Here is a 14,518-nt window from a genome sequence, read left to right as displayed (position 1 = left end):
TGCTATCACAACCTCACCCATTGAGCGAGGTTGTGAAAACCGGGATTAATGACCCGGGAAAGGCACCAGGCTGTAGCTGGTAATGCCCTGTTTTTCCAGGCGCTGTTCGCCACCCAGATCGAACAGGTTAATGATGAATGCCGCGTCGGTCACTTCACCACCCAGACGACGGATCAGCTTCACGGTCGCTTCAATCGTGCCGCCGGTCGCCAGCAGATCGTCAACCACCAGCACTTTATCGCCAGGCTTGATCGCATCAACGTGGATTTCCAGCTGATCGGTGCCGTACTCCAGTTCGTAGCTCTCTGCGATGGTTTCACGCGGCAGTTTGCGCGGTTTACGTACCGGCACAAAGCCAACACCCATTGCCAGCGCGACCGGCGCGCCAAACAGGAATCCACGGGCTTCGGTACCCACTACTTTGGTGATCCCGACGTTTTTATAACGCTCGACCAGCAGTTCAATGCTGAGCGCGTACGCTTTCGGGTCTTCCAGCAAGCTGGTGACATCACGGAAAAGAATGCCAGGCTTTGGATAGTCCTGGATACTTTTGATGCTGTTTTTCAGATATTCAAGCTGCTGTGCAGTTGCGGTCATCGGTTTGTGCCTAAATGAAACAGTGTTACTCACAGCGCGCAACGAGTCGGCCAGGGTAACAATTGTTTAACCTTTGACCAGGCGCAGCTGTGCTCGAAAACGGTCGAATTTACTGGCTGCGCGCAATAATTGCAACAGCCATTATAAGGCTTCAGTGCTTTTGTTGCTTTTCATCAACCACGGGGATCCGCCACATAAAGAAAAGCAGACAGGCGAGGATCGTCAGCAACAGAATGCGCACCCACATCATTTTCACCAGCCATAATGAAATGGCAAAGGTAATCAGGATCACCGCGATCGCACGCGGCTTCGCACCGGGCGGCATTGCCCGATGTTTTTGCCAGTGGCGCAAATAGCCGCCAAACCAGGAGCGGTACAGCAGCCAGTGGTGAAAGCGCGGCGATGAACGGGCGAAGCACCAGGCTGCCAGCAGGATAAAAGGTGTGGTGGGCAATAAGGGCAAAACCACGCCCAGCGTGCCTAACACTACCGCGAGCCAGCCAATGATGATTAAAATAGTACGCTGCATAATGCGAATCGTTATCAAACTGAACGGCTACTTTACCACTGGAGAGCGTATTGAAAACAGCCCTGCTTCTGGAGACGCTGCAAAATCAGCTGTCCACCCTGCGCGCGCAGGCTACGCCGTTAATGGGGCATGCTACGCTGAAGCCGCGCTTTGACCGGCAGCTTTTTCGTACCCGCAGCACGCGCATCCAGGATTATGTTGCTGAGGCGCAGACGAATCTTGATGAGTTGCGCCACGCGGTTGAGAACAATCAACAGCAACAGGTCGCCTGGCTTGCGGAACATCTCACCGAGCAGATCACCGCCCTGCACCGTGAAATGACCGCCTGGCCGCTACGCGTCTGGGACAGCGCGTCGCCGGGTCTCGGTAAATGGCAGCGCAAGCGGCTGGAGAACCAGGAGTTTGCGCGCCGTCTGTTTGAGATGAAGCAGGAGCGGGAAACGCGCCTGAACGCAAGCGAGACGCTGGAAGAGCAGCAGTTATTAATGCGAGAGATTAGCGCCCTCGAGGGCCGCATCGTTCGTTGCCGTCAGGCACTGGATGAAATTGAACGCGTCATTGAACGTCTGACCCGTTAACAGGAGCCGTAAATGTCACTGGAAAATGCACCCGATGAGGTCAAGCTGGCCGTCGATTTGATTATGCTGCTGGAGAATCATGACATCCCTGCCCAGACGGTGCTGAAAGCACTTGAGATAGTGAAGACGGATTTTGAAGGCAAGATGAAGGCCAGTCGCCTTCACCCTGCCCCTCTCCCACCGGGAGAGGGAACCTGAATTACGCCGGGGTAGGATCGTCACCCTGAATCTCGCGCTTCACTTCCGTATGCTCGTCACCTTTCTCGTTACGCAGGTGAACTTCAAGCTGGTTGAAGGCGATGTTAATGTTGTTTTCACGGCACAGACGATCGATAGTGCGGTTCAGCTCATCCACGGTGTAGCTGCGATCGCGCAGCTCACGCACGTATAACCGCAGCTCGTGATCCAGCGTGCTCGGCCCGAAGGTGGTGAAGAACACATCTGGGGCGGGCTCGTGCATCACCTTAGGATGCGATTTCGCGGCTTTTAACAACACCTCTTTCACTTTATCCAGATCGGAGCCGTAGGCTACGCCCAGTCGAATGACGACGCGCGTTGTGGTGTCGGAGAGCGACCAGTTGATCAGTCGCTCGGTGACGAACGCTTTGTTCGGGATGATCACCTCTTTGCGATCGAAGTCGGTGATGGTGGTAGCACGAATACGGATCTTGCTGACCGTTCCCGAGAAGGTGCCGATGGTGACGGTATCACCGATACGCACCGGACGTTCGAAGAGAATGATCAGGCCGGAAACAAAGTTACCGAAGATCTCCTGCAAGCCAAAACCGAGACCGACAGAGAGCGCGGCCGCCAGCCACTGCAGCTTATCCCATGAGACGCCAAGCGATCCAAAGACCGTCATCGCCCCGACAATAATAATGACGTAGTTGAGGATGGTGGTGATGGCATACGACGCCCCCTGACGCAGGTTCAGACGCGACAGCACCAGCACCTCAAGCAGGCCTGGCAGGTTTCGAATCAACGCCCAGGCCACCACTGACGATACCAGGGCAAAGAGCAGGCTGCCCATGGTCACGCTTTTCATTACCGCGGCGCCCGCTTCGGTGCCGTTGTATTGCCAGAGGGTGATACTGTCGAGGTAGGCGAAGACGGTGATTAAATCAGACCAGATCGCCCAGAACATCACCGCAAACAGCGCGATCATCACCAGCATGGTGATACGCAGTGTCTGCTGGTTAACCTGCTCCAGCGCGATGGTTGGCTCTTCCTGTGGCTCCGCGCCTTCAGCCCCCTCTTTCACCTGATGCTGGCGACGCGCGATGGCACGACGATAAGCGATGCGGCGAGCCGCCACGCTCAGGCCGCGCAGTACGGTCTGATAGAGCAGGTTCCAGACGATCACCAGATAGACGGTTTCAATCCAGCGTCCGGACAGGCGCAACGTGGTATAGAAGTACCCCGTCGCCGTGAGCACCATCAGTGCCAGCGGAATAATCGCCAGTACCGTCACGGTGGCCAGACGAATGTTGTGAGACTCTTTATCCCGCCAGCTGTCGCGGCACATCGGCCACATCAGGATGGCAATGAGCAGCAGGTTCAGCAAAATAACCAGCTGGCCCATGACATCGTCCATCAGGTGCAGCGGAGACAGCTCAGCGACAACGGACCAGAAGTGCAGCGGCAACAGCGCCAGGCTGACGCGTACAATCTGACGACGCCAGTGGCTGGTCAGTTGCGCAGGCATGTTGAAATGACGCACCGCAACGCCGTCTTTTTCCAGCACTTTCCAGCACACGCCAAACACCAGCCAGAACAGGGCCAGTTTTTTACTGAACGCCCACAGCAGGTCGCTGATGTTGAGCTGCATCGTCAGCAGGATAAGCCCCACCGCCAGAATAATCAGGCAGACCGGCAGCGCGCGGATCAGATCGATCAGAATCGCTTTTGGCGTGTGCAGCTGACTGTCGTTACGCAGTTGCCCCACTTCAGACGCCAGCTTATCCTGGTATTTCTTCAGCCAGCCCAGACGCCAGCGGATCAGGCCGGCAATCAGCAGCAGCGGGAGCCCCGCCAGGAAGGCAATCATCACCGCAGGCCAGGCTTTCTCCCAGTTTACGGTGATTTTCATGCTCTTAATCTGCGCCTTCAGCGTTTCAGGGAAGGATTTAATCCAGTCCCAGTCCATCGGCTTATTGCTGTTAACCCAGAAAATCTGCTGGGTCAGGATCTCCTGCAGACTTTTCGACACGCTCACCAGCTGTTGCTGGTTGATCTGCAGGTTAATCGCCATCATCAGCTGGTTGCCGAGCTGTTTGTTGAGCTGGTCGAGCAGCTCGCGGCGCATATCCACAACCTGCAGCAGGGCGTCGTGAACTTCCGGGTTCACTTCACTGGAATGGCCCTCTTCCAATTTGGCGACAAACGTATCGCTCTGGAAAAGGGCGTCGCGCTGCTGGTTCACATCGAATTGTTCCAGACGCAAATCCGCAATGCGGTTGGTCATGTCCTCGAGCTCATCGGCGGACGGCAGCGTCTGCTGTTGCTGGTAGAGAATACGCGACAGCAGCAGGCTGCCTTTCAGAACCGCAATCTGCTCTTTAATGTTGCGTTCAGCCTGCAGCGCGCGGTCCAGCCAGTTTTTCACTCTGATATTTTGCTGAACCAGCGAGTTCCCGCTTTCTGTTGCCAGTATCAGGCGCTGGCTCAGCTGATGGTTAGCCTCGAGCTCCTGTTTCACCAGCGGGTTCGCCTGAATGCGGGCAGTTTCGTCCGGTGAGACGGCTTCCTGAGCCGTTTTCTCCGTCAGCGTAAGGCGCTTACTGTTAACCGCCTCCTGCAACAGCTGAAGCTGATGTTCCAGACGATTAATGTTCGCCGTTACGTAGTCGCGCTGCTTCTGGAGCGTATCCTGCAGCACCGTATTCCCTTCCAGGCTTTTACGCTGCTGTTCGATTTGCGCATTCAGTAAGGCCTGCTGCACCAGCAGCAGCGTTTGCTGCGTTGGGCGCAGGGTGCCTTCGCCAACCGACGTACCGTTCAGACGGTTGCGGATCTGCTGCAGCTGCTGAGAGGCGGCGTACATCGCATTTTGCACGCGCTCGGGCTGGGTTTGCAGGGAGACAAGCTGGCTGTTGTACGTGCCGAGATCGGACTGCGCCGTTTGCAGATCGTCGAGCAGCTGTGCGACGCGCGATTCCAGCTGACGCAATGACAGGGTCGCGAGCGTTTTACGGGTTTCGTCGTCATTATCCACATCGCTCAGGGCATTCAGCGATTCCGTGGCCTTACGCATGTTTTCAGGCGCCTGCGCCACTTTCTGCCGAAGCTGTGTGGTTTCCGCTTTAACACGCTCAATTTTATCAAGCGTTTCCAGCGTCTCCGTCAGATCCTGCTGAACGAGCTTATCCAGAGCAGAGAGATCTTTTTGTTTATTCAGGGTGTCGAGTTGCGACTGAACATCACTGCGTGAAGGGATGTCATTGTTGTTATCGGCGCGGGCCCAGGAAAGCGGTGCCGTTGCGAAGAAAAACAGCGTCGCCAATAAAAATACAAGAACAGGATGTTGCGAGCGATTGGTGTGCAGCATAGTTGTGAATGATGTCAGAAGATGACCGAAAATAGTCCGGCGTGCAGGATATCACGCTCGCCTGAAGCAGAATAGCGCGAACGTGAGCCTCTAAGAGAAATCCTGGAATCGCGTCAGGCTGTTAGCGAGCCTGACTTGCCATGCAGCGTCGGGGAGAGCTGGCACATCTCCAGGAAAATAGCGACATAGCTGCGGGCTTCGTTCTTCAGGTCAAAGGAGTCCGGGGCGAAAAGCCAGTTTTCCATCAGGCCGGAAATATAACTGCGCATCAGGACTGCCGCCCGTCGGGTCATTAACGTCGCCGGCAGCTGGTTCGCCTGCATGCACTGGGTGAGGACCTGTTCAATGCGATCGTAGCTTTCCAGACACAGGCTGCGCTGCGCCTGCTGGACGACCGCCATCTCTCCGACCAACTCGCATTTATGGTAGATGATTTCCATCATTAACCTGCGACGTTCTTCAACTACCGTTGCTTCAAGGATATATACTAATATTTCTCTTAATACTGAGAGTGGATCCTCGGGGAATTTTGCCCGATACTCAGTCTCAAGATCGCTAATGCTGGACTCTGAGAGTTGCCAGATTTCACTGAACAGATCTGTCTTGTCTTTAAAATGCCAGTAAATCGCTCCCCGCGTGACGCCCGCGGCCTGAGCAATCTGCGCCAGCGAGGTTGACGAAACACCCTGCTGAGAAAACAAACGCATAGCCACATCCAGAATGTGTTGTCGGGTTTCAAGCGCTTGTTGTTTGGTTTTTCGTGCCATACGTTAGTGAATTTACAGGAGTCAGATTTACATACATTTGTGAATGTATGTACCATAGCATGACGATAATATAAACGCAGCAATGGGTTTTTGGACTCAGGACCATTGATCAATTTGAAATCGGACACTCGAGGTTTACATATGAACAAAAACAGAGGGTTAACGCCTCTGGCGGTCGTTCTGATGCTCTCAGGCAGCTTAGCGCTAACAGGATGTGACGACAAACAGGCTCAACAAGGAGCTCAGCAGGTGCCAGAAGTTGGCGTGGTGACGCTCAAGTCCGAACCTCTCCAGATAACGACAGAATTACCGGGCCGTACCAGCGCATACCGCATCGCAGAAGTGCGTCCTCAGGTGAGTGGTATCATCCTGAAACGTAACTTCACCGAGGGTGGTGAAGTGAAAGCTGGCGAGTCTCTGTATCAGATTGATCCGGCAACCTACCAGGCCTCCTATGAGAGCGCGAAAGGCGATCTGGCGAAAGCAGAAGCTGCAGCCAAAATCTCCCAACTGACGCTGAACCGTTACAAAAAACTGCTCGGTACCAAGTACATCAGTCAACAGGATTATGACACTGCCCTGTCTGATGCACAGCAGACCAACGCCGCCGTGATTGCCGCGAAAGCTGCAGTGGAAACAGCGCGTATCAACCTCGCCTATACCAAAGTGACCTCCCCCATCAGCGGTCGCATCGGTAAATCTTCCGTCACGGAAGGGGCGCTGGTGCAGAACGGTCAGACCAACGCGTTGGCCACCGTGCAGCAGCTTGATCCGATTTACGTTGACGTGACCCAGTCCAGCAACGATTTCCTGCGCCTGAAACAAGAGCTGGCAAACGGCACGCTGAAGCAGGAAAACGGTAAAGCCAAAGTGGAGCTCGTGACCAATGACGGTATCAAGTTCCCGCAGGCAGGCACACTGGAATTCTCCGATGTGACGGTCGACCAAACTACCGGTTCCATCACCTTACGTGCGATTTTCCCGAACCCGGATAAGACACTCTTACCTGGTATGTTCGTTCGCGCGCGTCTGGAAGAAGGCACCAACCCAACCGCACTTCTGGTGCCTCAGCAGGGTGTCACCCGTACGCCACGTGGCGACGCGAGTGCACTGGTTGTCGGGGCTGATGACAAAGTCGAAACGCGCAACATCACTGCCACGCAGGCGATTGGCGATAAATGGCTGGTGACGGAAGGTCTGAAAGATGGCGATCGCGTGATTATTACTGGTTTGCAAAAAGTTCGTCCTGGCGCGCAGGTCAAAGCACAGGAAGTGAAATCTGACGATAAACAACAAGCTTCGGCCGCTGGCCAGTCAGAACAAACCAAGTCTTAACTTAAACAGGAGCCGTTAAGACATGCCTAATTTCTTTATCGATCGCCCCATATTTGCATGGGTGATCGCCATCATCATCATGCTGGCTGGGGGACTTGCGATCCTGAAGCTGCCTGTCGCGCAATATCCAACGATTGCGCCACCGGCGGTAACAATTTCCGCAACCTACCCCGGGGCTGATGCAAAAACGGTGCAGGACACCGTGACACAGGTTATCGAACAGAACATGAACGGTATCGATAACCTGATGTACATGTCCTCAAACAGTGACTCAACCGGTACGGTACAGATCACCCTGACCTTCCAGTCAGGTACTGATGCTGACATCGCGCAGGTTCAGGTCCAGAACAAACTGCAGCTCGCCATGCCGTTGCTGCCACAAGAAGTACAACAGCAGGGTGTGAGCGTCGAGAAATCGTCCAGTAGCTTCCTGATGGTTGTTGGCGTTATCAACACCAACGGCACCATGACGCAGGAGGATATTTCCGACTACGTGGGCGCCAACATGAAGGACGCCATCAGCCGTACGTCTGGTGTGGGTGACGTTCAGCTTTTCGGTTCTCAGTACGCGATGCGTATCTGGATGGATCCGAACAAACTGAACAACTTCCAACTGACGCCGGTGGACGTGATCAACGCCATCAAAGCGCAGAACGCCCAGGTTGCCGCCGGTCAGTTAGGCGGTACCCCGCCGGTGAAAGGCCAGCAGCTTAACGCCTCGATCATCGCACAGACCCGTCTGACCTCCGCCGATGAGTTCAGCAAAATTCTGCTGAAGGTGAATCAGGACGGTTCGCAGGTTCGTCTGCGCGACGTGGCGAAAGTGGAACTGGGTGGCGAAAACTACGACATCATTGCGAAGTTTAACGGCAAGCCGGCTTCCGGTCTCGGGATCAAACTGGCGACAGGTGCTAACGCCCTGGACACCGCAACGGCTATCCGTGCGGAACTGAAGAAGATGGAACCGTTCTTCCCGTCAGGCCTGAAGATCGTTTATCCGTATGACACCACGCCGTTCGTAAAAATCTCGATTCACGAAGTGGTTAAAACCCTGGCAGAAGCGATCATTCTGGTATTCCTGGTCATGTATCTGTTCCTGCAAAACTTCCGCGCGACGCTGATCCCAACCATCGCCGTACCGGTCGTATTGCTCGGGACCTTCGCCATACTGGCCATCTTTGGCTACTCGATAAACACCCTGACGATGTTCGGGATGGTGCTCGCCATCGGCTTGCTTGTGGATGACGCCATCGTGGTGGTAGAAAACGTCGAGCGTGTCATGGCGGAAGAAGGTCTCCCGCCGAAGGAAGCAACCCGTAAATCCATGGGCCAGATCCAGGGCGCGCTGGTCGGTATCGCGATGGTACTGTCTGCGGTATTTATCCCAATGGCCTTCTTTGGCGGCTCTACCGGTGCAATTTATCGTCAGTTCTCCATCACCATCGTCTCGGCGATGGCGCTGTCAGTACTGGTTGCATTGATCCTGACGCCTGCACTGTGTGCCACCATGCTGAAACCTGTTCAGAAAGGCGGTCACGGCGAGCATAAAGGGTTCTTCGGCTGGTTTAACCGCATGTTTGATAAGAGCACGCATCACTACACCGATAGCGTGGGTAACATCCTGCGCAGCACCGGTCGTTACCTGCTGCTCTATATCATCATCGTGGTGGGTATGGCCTATCTGTTCGTTCGTCTGCCAAGCTCGTTCCTGCCAGATGAAGACCAGGGCGTGTTCCTGACGATGGCACAGCTGCCGGCGGGTGCCTCGCAAGAACGTACCCAGAAGGTGCTGGATGAAGTGACGGATTACTACCTCACCAAAGAGAAAGCTAACGTTGAATCCGTGTTTGCGGTTAACGGCTTTGGCTTTGCGGGTCGTGGTCAGAACACCGGTATTGCCTTCGTTTCTCTGAAAGACTGGTCAGAACGTCCGGGCGAAGAGAACAAAGTTGAGGCGATTACTGGCCGTGCAATGGGCACGTTCTCACAGATTAAAGATGCGATGGTCTTCGCCTTTAACCTGCCAGCGATTGTTGAACTGGGGACAGCGACAGGTTTCGACTTCCAGCTGATTGACCAGGGCGGTCTGGGTCATGAAAAACTGACGCAGGCACGTAACCAGTTGTTCGGTGAAGTGGCGAAACACCCTGACCTTCTGGTCGGCGTGCGTCCTAACGGTCTGGAAGATACGCCTCAGTACAAAATCGACATCGATCAGGAGAAAGCACAGGCACTGGGCGTTTCCATCAGTGACATCAATACCACGCTGGGCGCGGCCTGGGGCGGTAGCTACGTCAACGACTTCATCGACCGTGGTCGTGTGAAGAAAGTGTACGTGATGTCAGAAGCGCAATACCGTATGTTACCGAACGATATCAACAACTGGTACGTTCGCGGCAACAACGGTCAGATGGTGCCGTTCTCATCCTTCTCTACGTCGCACTGGGAATACGGTTCGCCGCGTCTGGAACGTTATAACGGGCTGCCATCCATGGAGATCCTGGGTCAGGCCGCACCAGGCCGAAGCACCGGTGAAGCCATGAACCTGATGGAAGAGCTGGCAGGTAAACTGCCTGCGGGTATCGGCTATGACTGGACCGGTATGTCCTACCAGGAACGTCTGTCCGGTAACCAGGCCCCTGCCCTGTACGCCATTTCACTGATTGTGGTCTTCCTGTGTCTGGCGGCACTGTATGAGAGCTGGTCGATTCCGTTCTCCGTTATGCTGGTGGTGCCACTGGGGGTTATCGGTGCGCTGCTTGCGGCAACGTTCCGTGGATTAACCAACGACGTGTACTTCCAGGTGGGCCTGCTGACAACCATTGGCTTGTCGGCGAAGAACGCGATACTTATCGTTGAATTCGCCAAAGATCTGATGGAGAAAGAAGGTAAAGGCCTGATTGAGGCGACCCTTGACGCGGTGCGTATGCGTCTGCGCCCAATCCTGATGACATCACTGGCATTTATCCTCGGGGTAATGCCGCTGGTTATCAGTACCGGTGCGGGTTCCGGTGCACAGAACGCCGTCGGTACAGGCGTTATGGGGGGTATGGTTACCGCAACCGTACTTGCTATCTTCTTCGTTCCGGTATTCTTCGTGGTGGTTCGCCGCCGCTTTAGCCGCAAGAATGAAGATATTGAGCACAGTCATTCGGTAGAACCGCACTGATACCGGTTTCACATGATAAAAAGGCCGCATTAGCGGCCTTTTTCTTTTTCAGAAAAAAATCATAAAATAGGCTTATTGTGCTTCTATTTATTTCCTGCCGCCTACAATGACATATCATAATTAACTGATAACGTAATCGCTGAATTCAGGATTTTTTTAATTTCATTTCCCTGCTTAAGTGATTAGGAATATTCCTAACCATATCTTCAGACAAAGAGAACTCCGGATTTGGACATCTTAGGATTGTTTACGCTAAGCCAATGAAACGTAAGGGAGCGAAAAAAGTTCCGCGTTAATCTGGATAAAAATGTTTAGTTCTGAAGGCACATTTGCGTAAAGGCTCGCAGTCAGTGCTTTTATTTGTAATTTTTCGTAATAGCGCGGTGAAATCTTGATCAGAGTGGATTATAGTTAGAGTAATCAGGAACACAGCACCCGTGCGGCTAAGTATGTTGTATCCATCCCGACATGATGTTCGGTGAGTAAGAAATCACTCAGAAGGGGATGCGCTATGGACGAGTACTCGCCAAAAAGGCATGATATCGCGCAGTTGAAATTTCTCTGCGAATCCTTGTACCATGACTGCCTTGCCAATCTTGATGAAAGTAACCATGGCTGGGTAAACGACCCAACGTCTGCCATCAATTTACAGTTAAACGAGTTGATCGAGCATATTGCAACCTTCGCACTTAATTATAAAATTAAGTACAATGAAGATAATAAGCTGATTGAGCAAATTGATGAATACCTGGATGACACCTTTATGTTGTTCAGCAGCTACGGCATTAATGCGCAAGATTTGCAGAAATGGCGTAAATCGGGCAACCGACTATTTCGTTGCTTCATCAACGTGAGCAGAGCTAACCCCGTTAGTCTTTCCTGTTAAAATTATTACAATTAGTAAGGTAAATTTATGTCTGAAAAACCACTCACAAAAATCGATTATTTGATGCGTTTGCGACGCTGTCAGTCAATAGACACGCTTGAACGTGTAATTGAAAAGAATAAATACGAGCTTTCTGATAATGAACTGGCGGTATTTTATTCAGCGGCTGACCACCGTCTTGCTGAACTGACCATGAATAAGCTGTATGACAAAATCCCAACGTCCGTGTGGAGATTTGTCCGTTAATCTTTGAAGTGTGTCTGTAGAGGTTCTACGCCACTTTCTCAGCTGTATTCAACTTTCTGGCTATACCCTCCTGCCCCAGTGCAGGTCTCCGTGTAAAACGTGCTCATCCGCAATATTATTGTGATTATAGTCACAGTGGTTTTCCGGGAACGTTCCCCTGTTATCCTGTTCCGATTACCCTACGGTAAAGACGACCAGTGAGGTTCCCAATGAGCATAGAAAAGCAGAAGATGATTGCAGGTGAACATTACCGCCCTGGTGATGAAACATTACGGGCCGACCGATTACGCGCCCGACACCTGGTTCACCGTTATAACCACACTGCACCTGATGAGAAACTCGAACGCCAGAACATTCTGGCGGAACTCCTCGGGCAAAGCGAAGGGGCCTATATTGAGCCGAGCTTCCGCTGTGACTATGGATATAACATTTATCTGGGCAAAGAATTTTACGCCAATTTCGATTGCGTTATGTTGGATGTCTGCCCGATACATATTGGCGACAACTGCATGCTCGCGCCAGGGGTGCATATTTACACGGCAACCCATCCGCTGGACGCCGACGCGCGTAATAGCGGCGTGGAGTTTGGCAAGCCGGTGACCATCGGCAACAACGTCTGGATTGGCGGACGTGCGGTTATTAACCCGGGCGTTACGCTGGGTGATAATGTGGTGGTGGCCTCCGGCGCTATCGTAACGAAAGACGTCCCGGCGAATGTCGTCGTCGGCGGCAATCCGGCAACAATCATTAAACGGCTGTAAAGTGACGGGGAGTCAACTGTTATGGTCTTTTAGCGCCTGACTGTTACTTTTTTCAGCCAAATGGCTCCCCTAAAATTGGCAGACATCCTGTATTGTCAATTCTCATAAAGGCAAAAAATGACCGAGATACAGCGCCTGCTTACTGCCACCATCGACGATCTTAATCACCGCGAAAAGCGCGACAATCGCCCGCGCTTTAGCATCAGCTTTATTCGCAAACACCCTGGACTGTTTGTCGCAATGTATGCCGCCTGGCTGGCGACACTGATTGTGATGCTGAAGTCCGAAACTCTGGTGGACTCCGTCTGGCTGCTTGTCATTCTGTTTGTGGTGTTTAACGCCTTTTTCTTTTTTGACGTTAATCCCCGCTACCGCTACGAAGATATCGACGTCCTTGATTTCCGGGTTTGCTATAACGGTGAATGGTATAACACGCGTTACGTGCCGCCGGAGCTGATAGAAAGCATCATGCACTCCCCCGCGGTTGAAACAGTGCAAAAAGAGAAGCTGCAGAAGATGGTATCCACCAAAGGTCAGCTCTCTTTTTATGATGTCTTTACCCTTTCCCGTCCTGCTGCTGTGTGATTAAAGCCTGTATGCGTCGGATACCCGACACAAACTGAGAAGCAGAGGTATTGCCGTAACCTAACACCAGACCGGTTTGCCCCTGCTTCGGCTCCAGGTAATACCCGCTCAGTGCAGCGGGTGCCAGCTGAAACGCCCTCGCCTGCTCGACCACTTTTTGGTCGTCGATGCCGTCTATTGACAGCGTCAGATGCATCCCCCCTTCACCCGCCAGAATGCGATGCGGAGTATGAAGCTCAGCACTCAGCACCTCACGCAGCTGTCGGTAGCGCTTACGGTAGAGCCGGCGCATGGCGGCAAGGTGGCGGGCATAATGTCCTTCCTCAATAAACAGCGCCAGGGTTCGCTGTTCGGCGCGATGCCCGCCACGCAGCAACGCGCCAATGGCCGGACGGGCCGCGTTTGCCAGCGCCGGGGGTAACACCATGAACCCCATTCTCAGCGACGGAAAGAGGGTTTTGCTGAAGGTACCGAGATAGACAACCGGCGCATTGTTGACCATTCCCAGCATTGCGGGCACGGGCTCACCGGAATAACGAAACTCGCTGTCGTAATCATCTTCAATAATCCAGGCGTTATGCTGCCGGGCCAGATCCAGCAGCGCCAGGCGTCGCCGCGCACTGAGCACGCTTCCGTACGGAAACTGGTGCGAAGGTGAGGTGAAAATAAGCGCAGGGGACGGCGTATCCAGCCCTTCCCAGAACATGCCTTCGTCATCAACCGGCATCCCCGTCATGACTAAGCCCGCTTTGGCAAAGGCGCTTTTAGCCCCACCATAGCCAGGATCTTCCACCCACGCGACGCTGCCGGGTTCGCTCAGCAGCATCGTGCAAAGGTTTACCCCCTCAAGCGCACCTTCGGTCATTACTATCTGACTGGCATCGCAGTCAATGCCGCGCGAAAGGGCAAGGTGGCGAGCAATGGCCGCCCGCAGCGACGGCTCTCCGGCAGGATCGCCATACCCTAACAGCGCGCTGCCCTCTTCGCGCAGAACCCGGTCGTACAAGCGCCGCCACAGCGGCAGGGGAAAGTAGTTGATGGCCGGTGTTCCCGGCGTAAATGCCGGAACCGGGGTATCACGCGGCACCGGCGCAGGCAGCGAGGCGACCCGGCTGCCGAGCGCGACGGCAGAGTCCGGCAATGCCTGAACGAGCGTACGCTGCGCCAGCTGCGCCACCCGCGTCCCCTGGCGGTTACGCAGCAGATACCCTTCGAGCGTCAGCTGTTCCAGCGCCGCATTGACGGTATTCCGTGAAAGCGAGAGCTGCTGAGCCAGCATTCGCGAACCGGGAAGCCGGCTCCCGGCGTGTAGCCGGCCGCACAGTATCGCCTCACGCAATGCATGATACAGCGCGCGCTGCAGCGTCTCTTCCCCCCGCGCTTTCAACGCGGCATTCAGCAAAGTATAAAATTCATCGCCCGGTATGTTCATCTCGCCTCCCGTGGTACCACCAAAACATAGCTGAGTGGCACTTTTTAAGGAACCAGTAATTCACTAGTCTGGCGTTCTTATCAACG

General features: G+C 53.8%; 13 protein-coding genes. 8 read left to right on the top strand and 5 right to left on the bottom strand.

From position 1 onward, the window contains the following. Positions 1 to 45: 45 nt before the first annotated feature. Positions 46 to 597: an adenine phosphoribosyltransferase gene (gene apt, locus AM379_RS13035; protein WP_106503775.1), complete on the bottom strand. Its 552-nt coding sequence runs from the start codon at positions 595 to 597 to the stop codon at positions 46 to 48. Positions 598 to 748: 151 nt separating this feature from the next. Further along, positions 749 to 1,126 (bottom strand): DUF454 family protein, encoded by a 378-nt coding sequence (locus tag AM379_RS13030; RefSeq protein WP_020885182.1) that lies wholly within the window; start codon positions 1,124 to 1,126, stop codon positions 749 to 751. 50 nt (positions 1,127 to 1,176) lie between these two features. On the opposite strand from AM379_RS13030, the gene priC reads away from it, so the two are divergent. Both priC and rsmS read left to right on the top strand, forming a co-directional pair. Next, complete coding sequence (gene priC, locus AM379_RS13025) at positions 1,177 to 1,704, top strand: primosomal replication protein N'' (protein ID WP_032677540.1); 528 nt, start codon at positions 1,177 to 1,179, stop codon at positions 1,702 to 1,704. Positions 1,705 to 1,716: 12 nt separating this feature from the next. After that, complete coding sequence (gene rsmS, locus AM379_RS13020) at positions 1,717 to 1,902, top strand: pleiotropic regulatory protein RsmS (protein ID WP_106503774.1); 186 nt, start codon at positions 1,717 to 1,719, stop codon at positions 1,900 to 1,902. A 1-nt stretch (position 1,903) separates the two neighbouring features. On the opposite strand, the gene mscK is transcribed toward rsmS, so the two are convergent. Continuing rightward, positions 1,904 to 5,251, bottom strand: coding sequence for a mechanosensitive channel MscK (gene mscK, locus AM379_RS13015; RefSeq protein WP_014168907.1), 3,348 nt, complete (start codon positions 5,249 to 5,251; stop codon positions 1,904 to 1,906). Positions 5,252 to 5,364: 113 nt separating this feature from the next. Then, positions 5,365 to 6,018, bottom strand: coding sequence for a multidrug efflux transporter transcriptional repressor AcrR (gene acrR / locus AM379_RS13010; protein ID WP_014168906.1), 654 nt, complete (start codon positions 6,016 to 6,018; stop codon positions 5,365 to 5,367). Positions 6,019 to 6,159: 141 nt separating this feature from the next. On the opposite strand from acrR, the gene acrA reads away from it, so the two are divergent. From acrA to AM379_RS12980, 6 genes are all read left to right on the top strand, one after another. Further along, positions 6,160 to 7,353 (top strand): multidrug efflux RND transporter periplasmic adaptor subunit AcrA, encoded by a 1,194-nt coding sequence (gene acrA / locus AM379_RS13005; RefSeq protein ID WP_020885186.1) that lies wholly within the window; start codon positions 6,160 to 6,162, stop codon positions 7,351 to 7,353. Between the two features lie 22 nt (positions 7,354 to 7,375). Next, complete coding sequence (gene acrB / locus AM379_RS13000; protein WP_014168904.1) at positions 7,376 to 10,522, top strand: multidrug efflux RND transporter permease subunit AcrB; 3,147 nt, start codon at positions 7,376 to 7,378, stop codon at positions 10,520 to 10,522. 511 nt (positions 10,523 to 11,033) lie between these two features. Further along, positions 11,034 to 11,408, top strand: coding sequence for an Hha toxicity modulator TomB (tomB, locus tag AM379_RS12995; protein WP_020885187.1), 375 nt, complete (start codon positions 11,034 to 11,036; stop codon positions 11,406 to 11,408). Positions 11,409 to 11,435: 27 nt separating this feature from the next. Beyond that, the gene (locus AM379_RS12990; protein ID WP_014168902.1) at positions 11,436 to 11,654 is read left to right on the top strand and encodes an HHA domain-containing protein; all 219 of its coding nucleotides are present in this window, start codon (positions 11,436 to 11,438) and stop codon (positions 11,652 to 11,654) included. A gap of 209 nt (positions 11,655 to 11,863) precedes the next feature. Next, positions 11,864 to 12,415, top strand: coding sequence for a maltose O-acetyltransferase (gene maa, locus AM379_RS12985; protein WP_020885188.1), 552 nt, complete (start codon positions 11,864 to 11,866; stop codon positions 12,413 to 12,415). 117 nt (positions 12,416 to 12,532) lie between these two features. Next, positions 12,533 to 13,000 (top strand): YlaC family protein, encoded by a 468-nt coding sequence (locus tag AM379_RS12980; RefSeq protein ID WP_020885189.1) that lies wholly within the window; start codon positions 12,533 to 12,535, stop codon positions 12,998 to 13,000. Here AM379_RS12980 and pdxR read toward each other — a convergent pair. Next, positions 12,972 to 14,432, bottom strand: coding sequence for a MocR-like pyridoxine biosynthesis transcription factor PdxR (pdxR, locus tag AM379_RS12975; protein WP_106503773.1), 1,461 nt, complete (start codon positions 14,430 to 14,432; stop codon positions 12,972 to 12,974). The two genes, AM379_RS12980 and pdxR, sit on opposite strands and share 29 nt — an antisense overlap. Between the last annotated feature and the right edge of the window lie 86 nt (positions 14,433 to 14,518).

Source organism: Enterobacter cloacae complex sp. FDA-CDC-AR_0132, from assembly GCF_003010695.1.
GTDB classification, from domain to species: Bacteria; Pseudomonadota; Gammaproteobacteria; order Enterobacterales; family Enterobacteriaceae; genus Enterobacter; species Enterobacter ludwigii.
This window is presented reverse-complemented; position numbering and strand designations above follow the sequence as displayed.

Excerpts from the sequence above, each read along its gene's own strand:
- apt (WP_106503775.1), bottom strand. The coding sequence starts at position 597 with ATGACCGCAACTGCACAGCAGCTTGAATATCTGAAAAACAGCATCAAA.
- AM379_RS13030 (WP_020885182.1), bottom strand. The coding sequence starts at position 1,126 with ATGCAGCGTACTATTTTAATCATCATTGGCTGGCTCGCGGTAGTGTTA.
- rsmS (WP_106503774.1), top strand. The coding sequence starts at position 1,717 with ATGTCACTGGAAAATGCACCCGATGAGGTCAAGCTGGCCGTCGATTTG.
- mscK (WP_014168907.1), bottom strand. The coding sequence starts at position 5,251 with ATGCTGCACACCAATCGCTCGCAACATCCTGTTCTTGTATTTTTATTG.
- acrR (WP_014168906.1), bottom strand. The coding sequence starts at position 6,018 with ATGGCACGAAAAACCAAACAACAAGCGCTTGAAACCCGACAACACATT.
- acrA (WP_020885186.1), top strand. The coding sequence starts at position 6,160 with ATGAACAAAAACAGAGGGTTAACGCCTCTGGCGGTCGTTCTGATGCTC.
- acrB (WP_014168904.1), top strand. The coding sequence starts at position 7,376 with ATGCCTAATTTCTTTATCGATCGCCCCATATTTGCATGGGTGATCGCC.
- tomB (WP_020885187.1), top strand. The coding sequence starts at position 11,034 with ATGGACGAGTACTCGCCAAAAAGGCATGATATCGCGCAGTTGAAATTT.
- AM379_RS12990 (WP_014168902.1), top strand. The coding sequence starts at position 11,436 with ATGTCTGAAAAACCACTCACAAAAATCGATTATTTGATGCGTTTGCGA.
- maa (WP_020885188.1), top strand. The coding sequence starts at position 11,864 with ATGAGCATAGAAAAGCAGAAGATGATTGCAGGTGAACATTACCGCCCT.
- AM379_RS12980 (WP_020885189.1), top strand. The coding sequence starts at position 12,533 with ATGACCGAGATACAGCGCCTGCTTACTGCCACCATCGACGATCTTAAT.
- pdxR (WP_106503773.1), bottom strand. The coding sequence starts at position 14,432 with ATGAACATACCGGGCGATGAATTTTATACTTTGCTGAATGCCGCGTTG.